The organism is Mycolicibacterium sediminis (genome assembly GCF_010731735.1).
Lineage (GTDB): Bacteria > Actinomycetota > Actinomycetes > Mycobacteriales > Mycobacteriaceae > Mycobacterium > Mycobacterium sediminis.
In genome coordinates, this window is record NZ_AP022588.1 from 5,836,161 (window position 1) to 5,854,072 (window position 17,912).

Below are 17,912 nucleotides of genomic sequence, written 5' to 3' on the forward strand. Positions count from 1 at the left end.
TCGATCGCCTCGCCCTGAAAGGCGTGCTGCCCCGTTATTGCCGGCCGTGGGTGAGCAGGCTGGAGGGGCCGGGAGGCGCTCGTTTCTCGTCGCAAGCGTCCTGTTCACTGCGGTGTCGCTTACCTTGGCGGTACCGGCCGACGCGGAGCCGACCACCGGCCAGTGGGATCCCTCACTGCCCAGAGCGCTAAGTGCGGGCGCTCCTGGGGACCCTGTCGCAGTCGCCAATTCGTCTCTGCAAGCTACTGCGTTGGCGGCCCAGACCACCGTGGATCTGGGACGCAGGTTCCTCGGCAGCCTTGGCGTAGTGAGCCCTTCGACTATTCCTCCGGCGAGCTTCAAAGGCAACCGTCTCAACGCCAAGCAAGCCATCGAGTACGTCATTCGCCGAGCAGGGTCGCAGATGGGCGTCCCGTACTCATGGGGCGGTGGCAGCCTCACTGGCCCCAGTCGGGGCATCGACTCTGGCGCATCCACTGTCGGATTCGATTGTTCCGGCCTGACGCGCTACGCATTCGCCGGTGTGGGGGTCTTGTTACCCCGCTTCTCCGGCGACCAATACAACGCGGGACGGAAGGTCTCCCTTTCGGAGGCCAAGCGCGGCGACCTGCTGTTCTGGGGGCCCGGCGGCGGCCAACACGAAGCGCTCTACCTCGGCGGCGGCCAGATGATCGAAGCACAAAGAAGCGGTGTGCCAGTCAAGATCTCACCAATCCGCACCAGCGGGCTGACGCCATACGCCACTCGCGTCATCGACAGTTGAGGTCGCAGCACAGCCATCAACGCTTATGAAGCGCAGCGCTGACCCAGCACGAAACGCGTCAGCCGGGCGACATCAGTATCTGAGCGACGCGTGCCGTGGTCTGAACGCCGTCCTACCCGCCCTTCTGCGGGTTCAGATCGCCAGAGTGCGACGCTGTTGTGGACCGGCGAAACCGACGCTGTTGGCCAGCACCGCCTTTTTCCTGCGATCCATACTTGTTGCCGTGAACCGCTGGCCGCGCCCGCTTCCTAAGTTTCCTTCTGACTAGTAGTCGAGGGGTTGAATCTCCGACACGGCCCCCGCAGGCGGGCGAGTGACGGCACAGGATCGCCGCCGGACCTACGGTCTCTCTACGTATATGATCGAGTGCGCGATGCACACTCACAAGCCCGTCTCTGCGCACCGCGGCGATCCGCCGCCGCTCTAGCGCGGAACCGACGTTCGCCGATTTCACGAAGGACTTCTCAGATGGCACCTGTCACACGGATTCTGCTGACCGCCTTCGCGGTCATTACCATGATCATCGGGGCTGGCATCTATCTGTCGGTCCAAAACAAGGACGCACCCGCGCTTGCGCAATCCGAGGGCGGCGAGGCGGGTCAGTTGGTCCGGGAGAACAGCCGCCGCCTCAACACTGCACCGAATAGCGATGTCACCCTGGTCGAGTTCCTCGACTTCGAATGCGAGGCGTGCCGCGCGGCGTTCCCGATGGTCGAGCAGCTACGCGCCGAGTACGGGGACCGTGTCAACTTCGTTGTCCGTTACTTCCCCATCCAGTCCCACTTCAACGCCGAGCGAGCAGCTCGAGCCGTCGAGGCGGCTGGCCAGCAAGGCAAGTTCGAGCCGATGTACAAGAAGATGTACGAAACCCAGAGCCAATGGGGAGAACAACGGACGCCGGCCGATGCCACATTCCGCGGGTTCGCCGTCGAACTTGGACTCGACATGGCCGCTTATGATGCCGCCTACGACGACCCCGCCACGCTCGCCCGGGTCAACGTCGACGTCGCCGACGGAAGGGCCCTGGGTGTTCAGGGCACACCGACCTTCTTCCTCGACGGTAAAGAGGTGGAAGCTCGGAGTTATCAGGACCTGTCGACGGCTGTTGAGCAGGCACTCAAGAAATAGAACGGGGTGCAGCTTGATACAGGACGGCTCATGGACAATCACGAACGCGTAGGCCGCAATGTATCGAGTCTCGGTTCGAAGGCGCTAACACGGCGGTGGGTCTGTGACGGGGATGTCGGGTTTCGACATCGAACGCATCACGTCAATCTCGCGCTGTTGAGATGACATGATTCCCCGCGCGTAGTCCGTGGCGAATGCGCTTCGCCCAGCCCCGGTCTCAACGCGCGCCATGGCGATCGCTCCCGCGTGGTGGGAGATCATGAGTTCAAGGTACAAGCGGTCGGCTACGGCACTCTCGGCGTCGTGCAACGCCGCGAGTTCCCTAGGCGAGACCATGCCGCATTGACCGGAGTGATGTGGCGGCTGCACCGCCGCCGGGCCTGTGGCCCACGTCGTCAGCCAGCCGCGCATCATGGCGATCTCCGATGTCTGCCGGACTTTGATGGACCGGGCTTGAGCCGCGATCTGCGGGCTGACTCCTGACGTTGCCAGCAGTACATCGGACATTTCAATGGCCTGGGCGTGGTGTGGGATCATCTGCTGGAGAAACGCGACGTCGGCGTCGTTGTGGTCGACGGCGTCACTCGTTGAAGAGCCACGGCTATCCTGCACTGCCTGGTCCGTGCCGTTGCAGCCGCTCAGTCCTAGGACGAGTGCCATGCAGACCGCGATGCCGATTGGCGCCCACTTCATAATGAGTCGATGCTAGGCGCTGTCGTTACTGGGCGATCGGAGGATGCCGGTAGCGCTGCGCGATCGGGACCGCGACGACCGCCAGCATCGCCACAACACCACCTGCTACACCGATCGCACCCCCCAGTCTTTGATCGCCGAGCAGATCGGTATGCCAGGTCAGTCTCAAGGAGCGGTAGAAGGCGCCGCCGAGAACGTTCTGCATGTTGATCACCACCAACCCGACGACGACGAACGGCGACAACGCGAACAGCAGCATGGTCAACCGATGCGGCATCGACATCGGACGGGCGACGACTGCGGCGAAGAGCAACACGCCACTGACCATGAAGTAGCCGATCATCGCCATATGCGTGGCATGTTCACCGACCGCGAACTCGAACACGCCAGGAATGGCCAGCCCGCAGATGCCGACCGCGAACAGTCCTAGTGCCGTCGAGGGCCGGGTGAGGAAACCCGTCACCGAGGAGTTCAGGGCGCTCTCCATCCATTCGTGCGGACCAGGAGCACCCCCAATATCAGCGGCCCGCCGCGCCTCCCGTGCGAGGGTCGCGGGCGCACCAGCAACAAGCAGGGCTGGCACCACGATGCTGAGCAGCAGTTGGACGACAACGTGCAGGCTGAACATGGCCGTCATGTACGTACCGAGGCCCGAGGAGGTGGCGAAGAGCATCGTCAGGCACCCGATCACCCAGGACGCGGTGCGTCCAATCGACCACCGATTACCGCGACGATGTAACCGGTTGACCGCAGCGAGGTAAAGACAGGCCATGACGACCGCCGCAGTACCAAAAATCAAGTCGAACCGCCATTCGACGAACACTGACGCCATCGTCGGCGACTCGGCCAGGTTGAAGCCGAGGGCCACTTCGGCCGGGGAGGGTTCGTCGCTCGGGGGCGGCGGTGGCGTGCGACCGAGCCCGACCCCGACGCCGACCGCGACGCCGAACAAGGTGGCTTCAGTGAGTGCGAGCCACACCAGCGGCCGGCGCGATGTCGGATCACGTTGCAGTGCAGCGAGAGACGACCGTCGCTGACGCCAGCCGAGGAGACCGAGCCCGGCGAGGGCCACCACTTTTCCGCCTATCAAGAGCCCGTAGGTACTTGTCCAGATGCTGGATGGTTGAACCCGGACTGCTGCGTTGACGACTCCACTGGTGGCCATCGCAGCGAAGCACACCAGCGCCATACTCGAGAAGCGCCGGGCAGCGATGTCAGTGCGGCCGCCGCCGCGCAGGGCGTGCCCAAGCAACGCGAGCAGCCCACCCGCCCACAACGCCGGGGCCATCACGTGAATGAGCAGGCTGTTGGTGGCGATGTCATGCGCACCGCCAGCTGAGGAGTGACCCGTCACAGTGAGCGGCACCAGCGTGGCCAACCCACCCACCAGCAGGCCGGGCGTCCACGACCACCGCAACACCGCGAGACCCGTCACGGCGACGACCGCGGCCAGGATCGCGGTGGTGCGCCAGGCCGAGGTAATTTCTACGAGGCCAGCCGCCGACCACACGTTCAATGGTGTCAACTCGCTCAGCGGCAGTCCGGACACGTCGGAGACCGTCAGCGCCACCAGCAGCGCACCGCACACCGCCCAGATCGCGCTGGCGACGGCGCCGATTCGCAGCGCACGGTACCCGTCGGCGTCGAGCACACCGCTGGCCTGAGGGGGGATCAGAAAGGCCGCGAATAGAAAGTGCCCGACTGCCACCATCGCGGCGATCTCCCCAGCGGCGCGGACGAAGGACAGCCCGTAGGTGGTGATCGGCCCAGGATTACCGAGCCCCGTCACTTCGAGCGCGTCGGCCAGCGCCAGCGCGCCGATGGAGGCTGCAGTCATGCCGGCCACCAGAGCGACGCCGAGCAACACAGCCCATACCACCCGACGCGTGGTCGCGGACGCCGCAGTCACCACCTGAGCCCCGTTTCCGCCGTCGAGCCCACGACGTCGCCACGGCACCGGTGAGTGTGCGCAGCACGCTCGAGTGCGTCAAGGCCCGTGGCGACTGCAGTGAAGCCACTCACGACGTTTCAACGCTCATCCAGTCACCCTTCTGACACCTGAGGAATCTACTACGTACATCAGTAGTAGATCTTCGGCATGCGTCTACGCATCAACTACTATGGAAGTACGTAGACGGCAGGTGGTGTCGTCAGGCGACGTCCGTACCCACCGCCACCCAGTCGAGGTCAGGAGACACCGATGCCGAGTCGGCCGCAACACTCTGCGATTGCCCTCATCGCGGCCGGATTGGTAAGTGCAGCACTGCTCGCCGCGACACCCGCTTCGGCCGAGCCGCCGGTACCCGTGCCGCCCGCACCGGGCGATCCTCTGACGATCTTCCCGAATGTGCCTTCGCTATCCCCAACTGACCCTCTCCCAGGAGCGGGCCTGCCCGCATCCGTGGATACGGCAGCCGGCCAGAACCCACTGCCCTACCTAGGTCCGCCGGTGTTTGCACCTCCGACGTTCAACCCGGTGAACGGCTCCATGGTCGGTGTCGCCAAACCGATCGTCATCAACTTCCAACGGCCGATCGTCAACCGTGCGCTGGCCGAGCAGGCCGTGCATGTCTCGTCGACACCACCGGTTCCCGGCAAGTTCTACTGGATGAGCAGCACGCAACTCAGGTGGCGGCCGGTCGACTTCTGGCCCGCCAACTCGACCATCACCATCGACGCCGGCGGCACGAAGTCGAGCTTTCGCACCGGCGACGCACTGGTGGCGACCATCGACAATGCCACCCTGCAGATGGAAGTGATGCGCAACGGCGCACTCGAAAAGACCATCCCGGTGTCTCTTGGCAAACCGGGCTATGAAACCCCCAATGGCACCTACTACGTGCTGGAGAAGTTCGCCGACATGGTGATGGATTCCTCGACCTACGGCGTGCCGATCAACTCAGCCGAAGGTTACAAGCTCAAAGTTCAAGACGCGGTGCGCATCAACAACGCCGGCATCTTCGTCCACGGCGCCCCGTGGTCGGTGGGCGATCAGGGCAAACGCAACGTCAGCCACGGCTGCCCCAACCTAAGTCCGGCCAATGCGCAATGGTTCTACGACAACTTCGGCAGCGGAGACCCGGTCGTCGTCAAAAACTCCATCGGCGTCTACGACGAGAACGACGGAGCCCAAGATTGGCAAATGTAGAAGGCGCGCGGAAGCTTCGCCCCTCTGCCCCCTAGTGGGCGCATTGCCTCAGCACCCGGCCGAGGCAGTGTCACCGAGGGTGCGGGGCGAACTCTTGCACTCACGCCGTCAAACGGCGCGGCGTGGTCGATTCATCTGCAGCGCAGGACATCAGACATCTCTTGAATGGGTGATGTCGGGGCCGATGGGTTCTGCCGGTGCCACCGACTGCATCGGCAGCCCGAGCAGCCGCAGCGCATTGGCGACGACGAGAAGTGTAGAGCCTTCGTGGATGAGGACGGCCGGACCGATGCCCAGGCCGAGAACCGTTGCCGGGATCAGCACCGCGACGATTCCGAGACTCGCCCACAGGTTCTGCTTGATGACCCGTGAGGAACGGCGACTTAGTTCGACCGCGAACGGCAGCGCACGGAGGTCGTCGGCCATCAGCGCAACATCGGCGGTCTCCAACGCCACGTCCGATCCGGCCGCACCCATCGCTATCCCAACGTTCGCGCCCGCCATGGCGGGCGCGTCGTTGACGCCGTCACCGACCATGCCCACACGCCTATTTCGCTCCCGCAGCGCCGCGATCTCGGCGACCTTGTCCTCGGGCATCAAATCTCCGCGCGCGTAGGCGACACCAACCTCGGCGGCCACCGCATCGGCGACCCGCTGGTTGTCACCCGACAGCATCACGGTGTCACGCACCCCGAGTGCGGCGAGACGCGTGATGACCGCCGACGCCTCCGGCCGGGGGACGTCCATCAAACCGATCACGCCGAGCCAGCGATCGCCAGCGCAGACGAGCATCGTGGTGCGGCCGGCCAGTTCCAGTCGGTTCACGTTGGCGGCCACCTCAGCAGGTGGACGCTCTGCGGCGTCGATGAACATGTCGCTCTTGCCGATGCGAACCTCGATCCCCTCGACGGATGCGACGATGCCACGACCGGTTAGGGCGCGCACATCGGTTGCGCGGGGCACCACTGCGCCGGCCAGTCGCTCGCGTCCATCACGGACGATGGCTCGCGCGAGGGGGTGATCACTCTGCTCCTCGACGGCGACCGCGATTGTCAGAAGTTCCGCCTCGTCGATGCCCGCAGCGGCGACCACGTCAGCGATCTGCGGCCGTCCTTGGGTCAGGGTTCCGGTCTTGTCGAAGGCCAAGACCTCGACGCGCCCCAACTCCTCCAGCGCGGCGCCACCCTTGACCAGGATGCCGGCCTTCGCCGCACGCGCCACCGCCGACAGCACCGCACTCGGCGTTGCGATGGCCAGGGCACACGGGCTGGCGGCCACCAGTACGGCGAGCGCGCGATACACCGTGGCAGAGAACGGTTCGTTCACCACGAAACCGGCGAAGAGCAACAACACGACTCCGACCAGCACGATCGGGACGAAGATGCGTTGGAACCGGTCGGTGAATCGTTGCGTCGAAGTGGTCTTGTTCTGGGCCTCGGCGACCAACCGGACCACTCGGGCGAGGGTCGAGTCACCGGCGAGCCGTGTCACCTGGACCTCGATGGCGCCGGCACCGTTGATCGTGCCGGCGAACACCCGCGCCGCCGCATCGATGAGTTCGGGTGATGCCGCGGCCGCGGCCACGTCCGGAACGGGCCGCTTGTCGACGGGAACGCTTTCGCCGGTCACCGGCGCCTGGTCGATGCTGCTGGTGCCAGCGACGACGAAGCCGTCGGCGGCGAGTCGCACGTTGGGTCGCACCACGACGATGTCCCCCACGCGCAGATCTGCCACCGGTACCTCGACGGTGTCGCCCGTGCCGCCGCGTCGTACCAGTGCCGTCTTGGGAGCGAGTTCGGCGAGCGCTTCGATCGCCCGCCGGGCGCGGCCCATGGCGTAACCCTCCAGCGCGTGACCGACGCTGAAAAGGAACAGCAAGAGCGCACCTTCTGCGACCTCGCCGAGTGCAGCCGCACCTGCTGCCGACACCAGCATCAGGAAGTCGATTTCGAACCTGCGCTGCCGCACGCTGGCGAATGCTTCCTGCACGGTGAAGAAGGCACCGAAGAAAAAGGCCAACGAGTAGACGACCATCTCCGCGGGGCGTGGAGTGTCTGCGGAGGTCGCCAACAACCATCCGGCCAGGAGTAGTGCCCCGGACAGTCCGGCGAAGACGAGTTCGCTGCGTTCGCCGAAGATCCCGCCGTGATCGTGGCCGTGATCGTGGCCGCCGTGCTCCTGGTGATCCTCGGTCTCATCACTGGCTTGCACGTGTCCCGCGATCGGCGTCGAACCGGGGGCAATCTGAGTGGCGATCACGTCTACGAGTTCCTGCGCGGTCACCGTCGCGCGTTCGAATTCCAGTTCAACGGAATTCGCCGTCGTTGCTGCAGCTACGACACCGGGCATCGGCGCCAGCCGGCGGACCAGCGCCGCGCGACTCGTTTCGTCGTCCGTGTCAGTCAGCATCCAACGGAGGTGCCCGTACCGAGAATTGATCGTCTCGGCCACCTCCCATGCACGCCGTTGCACGTCGATTGCCGTCGCCGCGTTGGCGTCGTAGTGGACGCACAAACGAGGTCTCACCGTGTCGCCGTCGATGACGTGGACGTCGTCGATGACCGCGTTGGTGGCGAGATCGCGCGTCAGGCGGTCAGCGCAGTGCTCATCACTACCCGGAAGAAGGTCGGCGAGTTCGAGCGCCAAAGTCTTGTTCGATGGCGTGTCGTCCGCGTCGTGGCCCGCCACATCGCCCCGATGAGCTGTCATGCATGCATGCGATTATATGCATATGGACATGTGGACCGTCACCCATTATCGGAGAACACACGGTGGTTTCGTTGCCCAGCGGTCCGTTCCTTCGAAGTATGAGTTGATCTGAGTACGAAGTGTTGCGGTCGTGGTCGAGGACGTCACATCACGGGACTCTTCAGCCTCCTGGTGTGCTGACCATCTTCGTCGTCAGCCGCGATGGGTTGCATCGAAATGACCTGACGGGATTGGGATATTGAACGCTTGGATACGAAGTTCAGCAGCTCCGCCCTTGGAGATATCGGGACCAACGGCGCGTGAGGCGAGTGCGCACGTTCGCCGTGGTCGTCAGCCCACCCCGGCGTAGGAGTGCAGCCCGGCAATCACCAAATTGATGAAGAACAAGTTGAAGACCATTGCTACGAAGCCGGCCACGTTGATCCACGCCGCCTTTCTGTCGCGCCAACCCGCGGTGGACCTCGCATGGAGGTACGCCGCGTACGCAACCCACGCGATGAACGACACCGTCTCCTTGGGATCCCAACCCCAGAAGCGTCCCCACGCCTCCTCCGCCCAGATCGCGCCAAAAATGACCCCGAAACCAAAGACCGGAAATGCGAAGATCGTGGTGCGGTAGGCGACCCGATCTAGAATCCGCGGGTCGGGGAACCTGGACACGACACCCGCCAACCGTCCCGCGAGTTCGGGGTCGCCCAGCCGCGAGGTCTTCATCAAGAACAGACTGCTGGCCACACCGCCGACGAGGAATACCCCGGAGCCCAGGCTTACCACCGACACGTGAATGGGCAACCAATACGACTGCAGCGCAGGCATGACCGGCGCGGCGTCGGCGTACAGCCACTTGCCTGACACCGCGAGGAGAATGAGTACCGGGACCAGAACGAACACCCATAGCGGACGAAGATCACGACGGCGCAACACGAACAACGCCGCGACCAACCCGCAAAAGCACGTTAGGTTGATGAACTCGTACATGTTGCCCCACGGCGCACGCGAGGTCGCCCACCCGCGCAGCACAATGCATAGCAACAGCAGCCCTGTACCCACGACGACGAGGGCAACTCCAGCACGCTCGACACGTTCTACGGCCGACCGCCGCGAGACGCTGGCAACGACACCCGGACGCAGGCTGTCAGGCGCCACCCCCACAGTTGCCATAGACCTCTCTAGCGACCAGCTTCGGCTGTTCGCGAAGGTCGCCGCCAACACTAGAAACGCGAGAACGAGCCCGACCATCGCCGACGCATACGCCCAGTCCGAGAACACCGCCAAGCTGACGTCCGTGCCAGTTGGATTCACGCGCTTGCTCCTAGATCGCCATCGACGAACGCCAGCCGCCGGGCGGGGGCAAAGAGCCCATCCGCTCGTCTGTCCCCGCCGCCACCGCGCCCTCGCGAACACGCAGGCGATCGCTCAGCCACTTGGTTCCCGCAATCAGGACTGCTGCCCCACCGAAGCCCCATAACGATCACTGCGTCCCCGTGCCATCAGATGGCGATCGACTAGAGCCGTTGAGGAGATATCCGAATCCGTTGAGCTGTAGGTCTGTTCGTAGCGAAGGACTTGGCCGGTTCGTCTCGAGCCACCCCTTTAGCGCGTCAGCCTGGCGCCCATGAGAAGCGTCTACGACGCCGGCATCGTCGAGAATGAAGTAGCACAGGGTCGCATCGCCATAGAGACCGTCGATGACCGACACGTCGGAGGCCACCTGGACGTCGGCTGCCGTGACTCGAAGTTCGAGCTGCCATGCACTCAGGCCAGTTCCCGGTAGCCGTCGTAGCCATTCGGTGAACTCAACGTGTAGGTCGGAGGGCAGCGGATACCTGCTTCGACACAGGGCAGTGACGATGATCTGTATCGCTTCATGTGGTTCGCCAGCGTGCAGTGCCGTGAGCGTGGCCTCGCGTTGGCGAGCGGACAGGCAGGGTTCTGCCGCATCCCACATCGCCTCGGCCAGTTCGAAACCATCACGACTCATCTTGGCAACCTTGATTCTTCCTCCGGCTGGAACTCACAGGTGACGCGACGCAGCGCATGCACGCACATGCGCACGTCCGATTAGGTGCGGACCCTGACGTCGTCGTTCTCGGTGACGTCACCGCCGGACGGGTGCGGTCCGCCGCCGATGTGGGCCTCGGCCCGCATCCGCTCCACCATGTGCGGGTAGTGCAGCTCGAACGCCGGGCGCTCCGAACGGATCCGGGGTAGCTCGGAGAAGTTGTGCCGCGGCGGCGGGCAGCTGGTGGCCCACTCGAGCGAGTTGCCGTAGCCCCAGGGGTCGTCGACCACGACGGGCTCGCCGTAGCGCCAGCTCTTAAAGACGTTCCACACGAACGGCAACGTCGAGATGCCCAGGATGAACGCACCGATTGTCGAGAAGACGTTCAGCGTGGTGAAGCCATCGGCCGGCAGGTAATCCGCATATCGACGGGGCATGCCCTCATTGCCCAACCAGTGCTGCACCAAGAATGTCGCGTGGAAGCCGATGAACGTCAACCAGAAGTGCAGCTTGCCCAGGCGCTCGTCGAGCAGGCGGCCGGTCATCTTCGGGAACCAGAAGTAGATGCCCGCGTAGGTGGCGAACACGATGGTGCCGAAGAGGACGTAGTGGAAGTGCGCGATGACGAAGTAGCTGTCCGTCACCTGAAAGTCCAGCGGGGGGCTGGCCAGCAGGACGCCGGACAGGCCACCGAGCAGGAACGTGACGAGGAAACCGACCGAGAACAACATCGGTGTCTCGAACGTCAACTGCCCCTTCCACATCGTGCCTATCCAGTTGAAGAACTTGATGCCCGTGGGCACCGCGATCAGGAACGTCATGAAGCTGAAGAACGGCAGCAGCACGGCGCCGGTGGCGTACATGTGGTGCGCCCACACCGCCACGGAGAGTGCGGCGATGGCCAGCGTCGCGTAGATCAGCGTGGTGTAACCGAAGATCGGCTTGCGGCTGAACACCGGGAAGATCTCACTGACGATGCCGAAGAACGGCAGCGCGATGATGTACACCTCGGGGTGACCGAAGAACCAGAACAGGTGCTGCCACAGCAGCACACCGCCATTGGCCGGGTCGTAGACGTGGGCGCCCAGGTGGCGGTCGGCCGCCAAGGCCATCAGTGCGGCGGTCAGCAGCGGGAAGGCCAGCAGCACCAGGATCGACGTCACCAGGATGTTCCAGGTGAAGATCGGCATCCGGAACATGGTCATGCCCGGGGCACGCATGCAGACGACGGTCGTGATCATGTTCACCGCACCGAGGATGGTCCCGAGACCACCGACGATCAGACCCATGATCCAAAGGTCAGCTCCTGCGCCGGGAGTGCTGATCGCATTGGATAGCGGCGTATAGGCGGTCCAGCCGAAGTCGGCGGCACCGCCCGGCGTGATGAAACCACCCATAGCGATCAGCGCACCGAACAGGAACAGCCAGAACGAGAACGCGTTGAGTCGCGGGAAGGCGACGTCGGGGGCGCCGATCTGCAGCGGCAGCACCAGGTTGGCGAAGCCGAACACGATGGGCGTCGCGTAGAACAGCAGCATCACCGTGCCGTGCATGGTGAACAACTGGTTGTACTGCTCGTTGCTCAGGAACTGCAGCCCGGGCAGGGCGAGCTCCGTGCGCATGAACAGCGCCATCAACCCGCCGGCGAAGAAGAAGATGAAGCAGGCGACTACGTACATCATGCCGATCAGCTTGTGATCGGTCGTGGTCACCAGCTTGTAGATCAGGCTGCCCTTGGGGCCCAGCCGCGATGGGAACGGCCGCCGTGCCTCGAGTTCCCCAGCCGGCGGTGCTTCGGCTACCAACTGATTCTCCTGTCGTCGCCCGCTCGACCGCGATGTTCACGATCTACTGGCTAGGTACGTAGATTAAACTACGTAGAAACTTAGTACTAGTGCCGGTAGTTGATGACCCGTGGACCTACGCGCCAGACGGCTTAGCTGACACTGGCCCCCGAGTGGGACCTTCCGGTCCGCCATCAGAGTTCGCCAACAACTACTTCGCTACGTAGTCGCTCACGCTCGGGAGAGAGCAATCAGCATCTAGTTACTGTTCAAGTGCCTGCTGTCGGATACTCGGCGACGCACCGGCCGCAGGTGCGGTACAGAACGATCTGCGAGAGTATTTGCTCAATGCCGACGAGTCGGTTAGCGTCCCAGGGAATCGATAACGAACCGGTAACGGCAAGGAACGTCTCGACTTGGTGACTCAGCGCCGGGACCCGCGCGTCGGCGGGCCACAGGCACACCCGTGGGACGACGCCGTCACCCAAATAATCCCTGTAAACGAATTCGGCGCGACGTCCGCTCCGGCAATCGGTCGTGACCTCTTCGCCTTGGACGTCGAGGTCCTGGCAGCACCCGAACTCGATGACCTGAACGACTCGGACGACCAGCGGTCGCACGTGCTCCTCCCGCCGGCCACGAAGACCCGCACCGCACGGCGGCAAGAGCCGAAAGGTTCATGGCGCCAGGGCGACCGAGTACAGCCCGCCGGCCTCCGAGCGACTCAGGTCATCACACACGGCGCGAGGCGCGGCACCCATCGGAGGAAACCAGAGGTCGCGAGTGCGGTTCACAGCAGACTGATTGGTGTAGCGATCGCTGCGGGAGCGTTCGCCGCGGGAGCCAACACAGCGTTGGGTGAGGCGCAATCGCGACCGGATTCGGTCCTGTTGGCGGGCTCCGGAGATGTACATGCGGCAACGTACCCGGAACCTTCAGGGCTTCAAATAGTCCAAGTCGTCAGCAACGTGCAACCGGCGGTTCACCAGGAAGAATTGGCTCGCGGATTGGCCTTCGCTCAAGAACGGGCCCAGCGAGAGGCACGGTTGCAACGACCCCAGTTCGTCTTCCCGGTGCGGGGTATCTTGACCTCCGGGTTCGGAACACGTTGGGGCACATTGCACGCCGGGCTCGACATCGCGAACGCTATCGGTACGCCGATCTATGCCGCCTCCGACGGTGAGGTGATCGCCTCAGGACCCACTCCGGGCTACGGAATGTGGGTCAAGATCCGCAGCACGGATGGAGTGGTCACGCTCTACGGTCACGTCGACACCACCACCGTGCAGGTGGGCGAGCGTGTGCTGGCCGGTGATCAGATCGCCACGGTGGGAAACCGCGGCAATTCCACAGGCCCTCACCTTCACTTCGAGGTCCACCTCAAGGGCTCCGAGAAGACTGACCCCATGGCGTGGCTACGAGCACGCGGCGTACAAAGACCTTGAGGACGACTGCTGGGCCATCCCCGAGGTTCGGCGCTGGTAGCGAGTGGCGCGTCTTTCGCCCGCAACCTTCTCGCAAAACCGGCCAACGGTCACAACCCGGACCCTGGCGAGGCCGGGCAAGCGGGGGGATGACTGCCCGGCCTCGGGCACCGGGGCATCGCGGATACCGGCCAGCACATCAAGGATAACAACTTTCCTACGCACTTTCTCAGTAGTAGAGGTCAGACTCAACGCCCGACCTGCCATCGATGCGCCTAGCGCCCGGTGGCGACGAACCCCGTAAGCTACCTACTGACTAATTCAGGAGGTCTCATGGCACGGGTACGTGGCTTCGGTGAACTAGAAGCAAACATCATGGATCGACTTTGGAACCGCGACCCCGAAACCGATGCCACGGTCAGAGACATCTTTGATCAATTGAGCGTTGAACGCCACATCGCCTATACGACGGTGATGTCCACGATGGACAACCTGCACGGCAAGGGTTGGCTGTCGCGTGAACGCGATGGCAAGGCTTATAGGTACCGACCTACGATGACACGTGAGCAACACAGCGCCCGTCTGATGCTGGAGGCCCTAAGCGGCGGCGGCCGCTCAGAAGCGGTCCTCAGTCATTTCGTAGCGCAGATCGATGCTGCCGAATCCGCCGACCTCCGAGCAGCGTTGCGACGTCTCGCACGCAAATCGAGTCGCAAATGACGGTCGCGGCGGCGTTGATGCTCTATGTCGTGGCGGTCGTCGCGGTCGGGCCCCGATTCTTCCTCCGGATCACCGCTGACGGCGGCGCGCCACGATTGGCCATCACCGCGTGGCTGACGGCCATCGTTACGGTGCTCGGATGCGCGATCGCGGGCATCGCGCTACTTCTAATCGAAGCCGCCGGCCACTGGGACAGCCCAGACGCGCTACTCGCGTCGTGTCTTCAACGCCTTCAGGCAATTCTCACCGGCCACGCAGGCTGGCCGGCGCGCATCGTCGCCACGGTCGCAGTAGGCATCGCGGCCGGGAGTGTCTTCGCGGTCTGCTTGAGGGTCGGGCGCGCTCTGCGACGCATGCGTGCGCACACCTTCGAACACGCCGACGCTGTGCGCCTGGTGGGTAGGGCCGAAGGAAGCGACGTCGTGATCATCGACGCATCCGAACCCGCGGCGTACTGCGTGGCGGGCCGCCCGCCGGCGATCGTGGTGACCACTGCGGCAATGAAGGCGCTCGACGAAACGCAACTCGCAGCCGTGGTCGCCCATGAGCGTGCACATCTGAACGGGCACCACGCGTACGTCGTCGCCGCGGTGCGGGGCCTGGCTACAGCGCTGCCCCACATCACGCTCTTCGCCAGTGCCGCTGCACAAATCAGCTCCTTGCTGGAGATGTGTGCCGACGATGCCGCCGCACGGCGACACGGTCGCCAGCCGCTGCTGGCAGGCCTGCTCGCCCTCTCGGGAGCCAGCGCACCGGCCCACGGCCTGGCGGCAGCCGGCGTGGCGGTACTCGTCCGTGCCGAACGTCTCTCAGATCCACAAGAGGGTCTGGCACGAATTCAAACCCGCGCCACGTTGAGCGGAGCTGTGGCAGCGATGGCCGCCACACCGTTGGTGATCGTTGCACTATCGCTGTCAGGTGCCCTGATCTGCTTCGCCTAGCGCAACCAACGTGGTGGCAAACACTGCCGCTGCCTCCGATGGGATCACGAGCACGATTGCCATTGCAGCGCAAGGCGACTGAGATCACTCGTCTAGCGGAGCGAGGCACCAGGCATTCACAATGGCACTCAGCCCCGAAAGGCTCACCACATTCGCCACGCCAGAAAGAGGCTTTGCGCTGCTTCCTGTCGCAGGTCGACCGGCCACTGGATCGGCAGCCAACAACACGGCTACCGCCAACGTGAGAGCCAATAGAAAAGCCGCCACAATCCAGCGGCCCGCCCTTCGGGCATTCTGCGGCGCACGTCCGCCTGCGTCCCAACCGGGCCGCGGCCCATGGCAGGACACAGATGGCGCACTCTTCACGGACACAACCTACTATGTCACTACGTATGTGACCAGTCGCGACTGGTCACCCGCCTCACCAACCGAGGGCGAGCGCGCAGGTCAAGCTACGAGTTCACCGAGAACGTAGATGCACAAGAAGCCCAGGAATAGCATCGCGCTGAAAAATGTCGTTTCGGCCTGGTCGTGCGCTTCAACAATCAATTCCTCGACGGCGAGGTAGAGAAGCGCGGCGGCGCCGAACGCCAGCACGAATGCCAAAACGGTCTGATCCACGTCGGCCAGCAAGGCGGCAGCACCCACCGCACCGACCGCGGTGATGGAACCAAGTCCGGTACACACCGCACTTGCGCGTATTGCAGTCAACCCGCGATCGGTGAGTTCGGCGACCAATGATAGTGAGAGAAAGAGGATCTCCAACGTCAGCGCGATGGTGATGATCAAAGCTTGCGCGGACCCCAATCGTGTTCCGAGGCCGACGAGCAGACCGTCGATCAGCAGATCGATGGCCACTGCAACGAGTAGCCCCAGTGGAAGACGGGGCGAGGTCGACCCAGACGCGCGTTCTCGACCATCGATGCGCCGGCCATAGGCCGCCAACCCCAGCACGACCGTCACCCCACAGACGAACCCCGACACCGCCCACCCGAGATGCCCCTCGGCGCGCAGATCGGGCAACACCTCACCGGCCAGCGCCGCAATCACCACTCCCGCCGCGAAGTGCTGGATAGCGCTGACTACGCGCGGTCCTGGCGGGCGGTACGCGGCGATTCCGGATCCGATGACGGACGCGACGACGGGAAAGCTGACCAGGATCGCGGCTTGACCGACGAGGCTCATCGGCCACGCCTGTTGTGCGCGGGCGCAGTGGCGCGGTCACCAGCTAGCCACCCGGTCACGGCACCGTCTCCCTGGTCAATTACTGTGCACCACCGCGCTGGAATCAACCTCACGACGTGCTAGCCGTTGTGCCCTAGCGGTGAGCTTCGTGAGTACCTGCGGAGCATAGATCGAAAAGGCTGCTGGCACCCGTGCCGGACTGGCCTGGCCTGGCCTGGCCGACGACACCGTTCTGCTCAAGCAGCAACTCAACGGATCGCGACACGATGGTCATGCCACACTGCAGAAACCGCCGAAAGGTCGACAACCCAGATTCTCGGCCCGCTGCACACAGATCACGGTCGCCGCCAAGAATCCCGGCTCACATGCACCTCACGCCGTGAGGTGTCAGCCGTCGTCGTGGGTTGCACCACGTTCGGGGCGCTGCTGTGGGGGCTCGCGTAGTCCGCGAAGAAACGCATTGTATGCAGCCAACTCAGCGTCGTCACGTTCCACGTTCGCCTCTTTCTTCGCGGACTCCGACTCTTCGTCGCGACGCCATCGAACCGCGAAGATCAACGTGGTCAACAGTGCTACCGGCTCTCCGTACGACCACGCCAAGCCGCCGGCGACCGCCTGATCCGCGACCGGATCGACGTTCCAGTCCGCTGGAGGCGACGCGAAGGTATCCGTGAGCGCACGCGGCGCCATCATCAATATCACGCCGATGAACACGTGCAACGGCATCTCGAGAAAGATGTCGAAGAATCGGCCAAGATTGCTCTGCCGGACCGGCATTGGACCGGTCGACAGAATCGGCACGATGAATAAGAGGCCGCTTGCAAGGAAGAACACTTGCAATGCGACGTGGCCGGCGACGCTTGATGCCGCCGAATCGAACAGGTCAGAGAGATACAAACCGTAATAGCTAAGGAGGAAGACAGGAATGGTGAAACCGGGATTCAGTACGAACCTGCTCACGCTGCAACGCAGCCCACCCAACGCGGCGATCAGCACGTAACGTCCCAAGCCGCGGTGCGGGGTGGATCTCAGCAACAAGCGTCCAGGGGCCCCCAGCACTAAGAGCGGCGGGACGAGAATCGACAGAGTTAGGTGCTGAAACATGAAGGCACTGAACAACCGATACCCATAACTGTCGATGGCTAGACCCGTCACTGCCGCCAATGCGAGACATCCCGTGAGGAAACTGGCTGTCTGCGTCCACTGCCAGATGCCTCCACGTGCTTTGACGGCGCGCACCGCGAGCACGTACCACACTGCCAAACCGATTGCGAAGACTGGAAGTAACGGGATAGGTGGCGGGAACCAATCGAACATCGTCGACACCGAAGGCGGCGAGGTGGGAAGCTCCAGCTCACCTAACATGATCAACTACCTTTCCGAGCAGTCGCGGCGGGAACTCTCGCAACATGGCC

Annotated in this window: 14 protein-coding genes; 6 read left to right on the forward strand and 8 right to left on the reverse strand. The window is 63.8% G+C overall.

Features of this window, described 5'->3' with window-relative positions; translation table 11 throughout:
• Nucleotides 1–100 precede the first annotated feature (100 nt).
• Nucleotides 101–763, forward strand: coding sequence for an NlpC/P60 family peptidoglycan endopeptidase RipB (gene ripB / locus G6N64_RS30360; protein ID WP_246231343.1), 663 nt, complete (start codon nt 101–103; stop codon nt 761–763).
• Between the two features lie 468 nt (nt 764–1,231).
• Nucleotides 1,232–1,891, forward strand: a complete 660-nt coding sequence (locus tag G6N64_RS27760; RefSeq protein WP_163800988.1) for a DsbA family protein — start codon at nt 1,232–1,234, stop codon at nt 1,889–1,891.
• A gap of 84 nt (nt 1,892–1,975) precedes the next feature.
• On the opposite strand, the gene G6N64_RS27765 is transcribed toward G6N64_RS27760, so the two are convergent.
• Nucleotides 1,976–2,584, reverse strand: a complete 609-nt coding sequence (locus G6N64_RS27765) for a DUF305 domain-containing protein (RefSeq protein WP_246230827.1) — start codon at nt 2,582–2,584, stop codon at nt 1,976–1,978.
• A gap of 25 nt (nt 2,585–2,609) precedes the next feature.
• Entirely contained in the window at nt 2,610–4,451 is a 1,842-nt protein-coding gene (locus tag G6N64_RS27770; protein ID WP_308206579.1) for a bifunctional copper resistance protein CopD/cytochrome c oxidase assembly protein, read from the reverse strand.
• A 333-nt stretch (nt 4,452–4,784) separates the two neighbouring features.
• Between G6N64_RS27770 and G6N64_RS27775 the strand changes: the two genes are divergently transcribed.
• Nucleotides 4,785–5,732, forward strand: a complete 948-nt coding sequence (locus G6N64_RS27775; RefSeq protein ID WP_163800989.1) for a L,D-transpeptidase — start codon at nt 4,785–4,787, stop codon at nt 5,730–5,732.
• Nucleotides 5,733–5,882: 150 nt separating this feature from the next.
• Here G6N64_RS27775 and G6N64_RS27780 read toward each other — a convergent pair whose 3' ends face one another.
• The 4 genes from G6N64_RS27780 to ctaD all read right to left on the reverse strand — a co-directional run bounded on the left by G6N64_RS27780 (nt 5,883) and on the right by ctaD (nt 12,248).
• On the reverse strand, nt 5,883–8,441 hold the full coding sequence (locus tag G6N64_RS27780; RefSeq protein ID WP_163800990.1) for a heavy metal translocating P-type ATPase: 2,559 nt from the start codon (nt 8,439–8,441) through the stop codon (nt 5,883–5,885).
• Between the two features lie 330 nt (nt 8,442–8,771).
• Complete coding sequence (gene ccsB, locus G6N64_RS27785; RefSeq protein WP_174267013.1) at nt 8,772–9,680, reverse strand: c-type cytochrome biogenesis protein CcsB; 909 nt, start codon at nt 9,678–9,680, stop codon at nt 8,772–8,774.
• 232 nt (nt 9,681–9,912) lie between these two features.
• A complete protein-coding gene (locus G6N64_RS27790) occupies nt 9,913–10,422 on the reverse strand; it encodes a hypothetical protein (RefSeq protein WP_246230828.1) in 510 nt (169 codons plus the stop codon).
• An 80-nt stretch (nt 10,423–10,502) separates the two neighbouring features.
• Nucleotides 10,503–12,248: an aa3-type cytochrome oxidase subunit I gene (gene ctaD / locus G6N64_RS27795; RefSeq protein WP_163800992.1), complete on the reverse strand. Its 1,746-nt coding sequence runs from the start codon at nt 12,246–12,248 to the stop codon at nt 10,503–10,505.
• Between the two features lie 1,064 nt (nt 12,249–13,312).
• Between ctaD and G6N64_RS30365 the strand changes: the two genes are divergently transcribed.
• The 3 genes from G6N64_RS30365 (at nt 13,313) to G6N64_RS27810 (ending at nt 15,312) form a co-directional block, all read left to right on the forward strand.
• A complete protein-coding gene (locus G6N64_RS30365) occupies nt 13,313–13,672 on the forward strand; it encodes a M23 family metallopeptidase (RefSeq protein WP_246230829.1) in 360 nt (119 codons plus the stop codon).
• A 312-nt stretch (nt 13,673–13,984) separates the two neighbouring features.
• Nucleotides 13,985–14,371, forward strand: a complete 387-nt coding sequence (locus G6N64_RS27805; RefSeq protein WP_163800993.1) for a BlaI/MecI/CopY family transcriptional regulator — start codon at nt 13,985–13,987, stop codon at nt 14,369–14,371.
• The gene (locus tag G6N64_RS27810) at nt 14,368–15,312 is read left to right on the forward strand and encodes a M56 family metallopeptidase (protein ID WP_163800994.1); all 945 of its coding nucleotides are present in this window, start codon (nt 14,368–14,370) and stop codon (nt 15,310–15,312) included. The genes G6N64_RS27805 and G6N64_RS27810 overlap by 4 nt, the downstream gene beginning before the upstream one ends.
• Before the next feature lie 447 nt (nt 15,313–15,759).
• On the opposite strand, the gene G6N64_RS27815 is transcribed toward G6N64_RS27810, so the two are convergent.
• Entirely contained in the window at nt 15,760–16,497 is a 738-nt protein-coding gene (locus G6N64_RS27815; RefSeq protein ID WP_163800995.1) for a ZIP family metal transporter, read from the reverse strand.
• A 387-nt stretch (nt 16,498–16,884) separates the two neighbouring features.
• Nucleotides 16,885–17,862, reverse strand: a complete 978-nt coding sequence (locus tag G6N64_RS27820) for a cytochrome c oxidase assembly protein (protein ID WP_163800996.1) — start codon at nt 17,860–17,862, stop codon at nt 16,885–16,887.
• Nucleotides 17,863–17,912: the final 50 nt, after the last annotated feature.

What these genes read in the sequence shown, in the direction of transcription:
- G6N64_RS27760 (WP_163800988.1), top strand. Translation starts at nt 1,232, where the DNA reads ATGGCACCTGTCACACGGATTCTGCTGACCGCCTTCGCGGTCATTACC.
- G6N64_RS27765 (WP_246230827.1), bottom strand. Translation starts at nt 2,584, where the DNA reads ATGAAGTGGGCGCCAATCGGCATCGCGGTCTGCATGGCACTCGTCCTA.
- G6N64_RS27775 (WP_163800989.1), top strand. Translation starts at nt 4,785, where the DNA reads ATGCCGAGTCGGCCGCAACACTCTGCGATTGCCCTCATCGCGGCCGGA.
- G6N64_RS27780 (WP_163800990.1), bottom strand. Translation starts at nt 8,441, where the DNA reads ATGACAGCTCATCGGGGCGATGTGGCGGGCCACGACGCGGACGACACG.
- ccsB (WP_174267013.1), bottom strand. Translation starts at nt 9,680, where the DNA reads ATGGTCGGGCTCGTTCTCGCGTTTCTAGTGTTGGCGGCGACCTTCGCG.
- G6N64_RS27790 (WP_246230828.1), bottom strand. Translation starts at nt 10,422, where the DNA reads ATGAGTCGTGATGGTTTCGAACTGGCCGAGGCGATGTGGGATGCGGCA.
- G6N64_RS27805 (WP_163800993.1), top strand. Translation starts at nt 13,985, where the DNA reads ATGGCACGGGTACGTGGCTTCGGTGAACTAGAAGCAAACATCATGGAT.
- G6N64_RS27810 (WP_163800994.1), top strand. Translation starts at nt 14,368, where the DNA reads ATGACGGTCGCGGCGGCGTTGATGCTCTATGTCGTGGCGGTCGTCGCG.
- G6N64_RS27815 (WP_163800995.1), bottom strand. Translation starts at nt 16,497, where the DNA reads ATGAGCCTCGTCGGTCAAGCCGCGATCCTGGTCAGCTTTCCCGTCGTC.
- G6N64_RS27820 (WP_163800996.1), bottom strand. Translation starts at nt 17,862, where the DNA reads ATGTTAGGTGAGCTGGAGCTTCCCACCTCGCCGCCTTCGGTGTCGACG.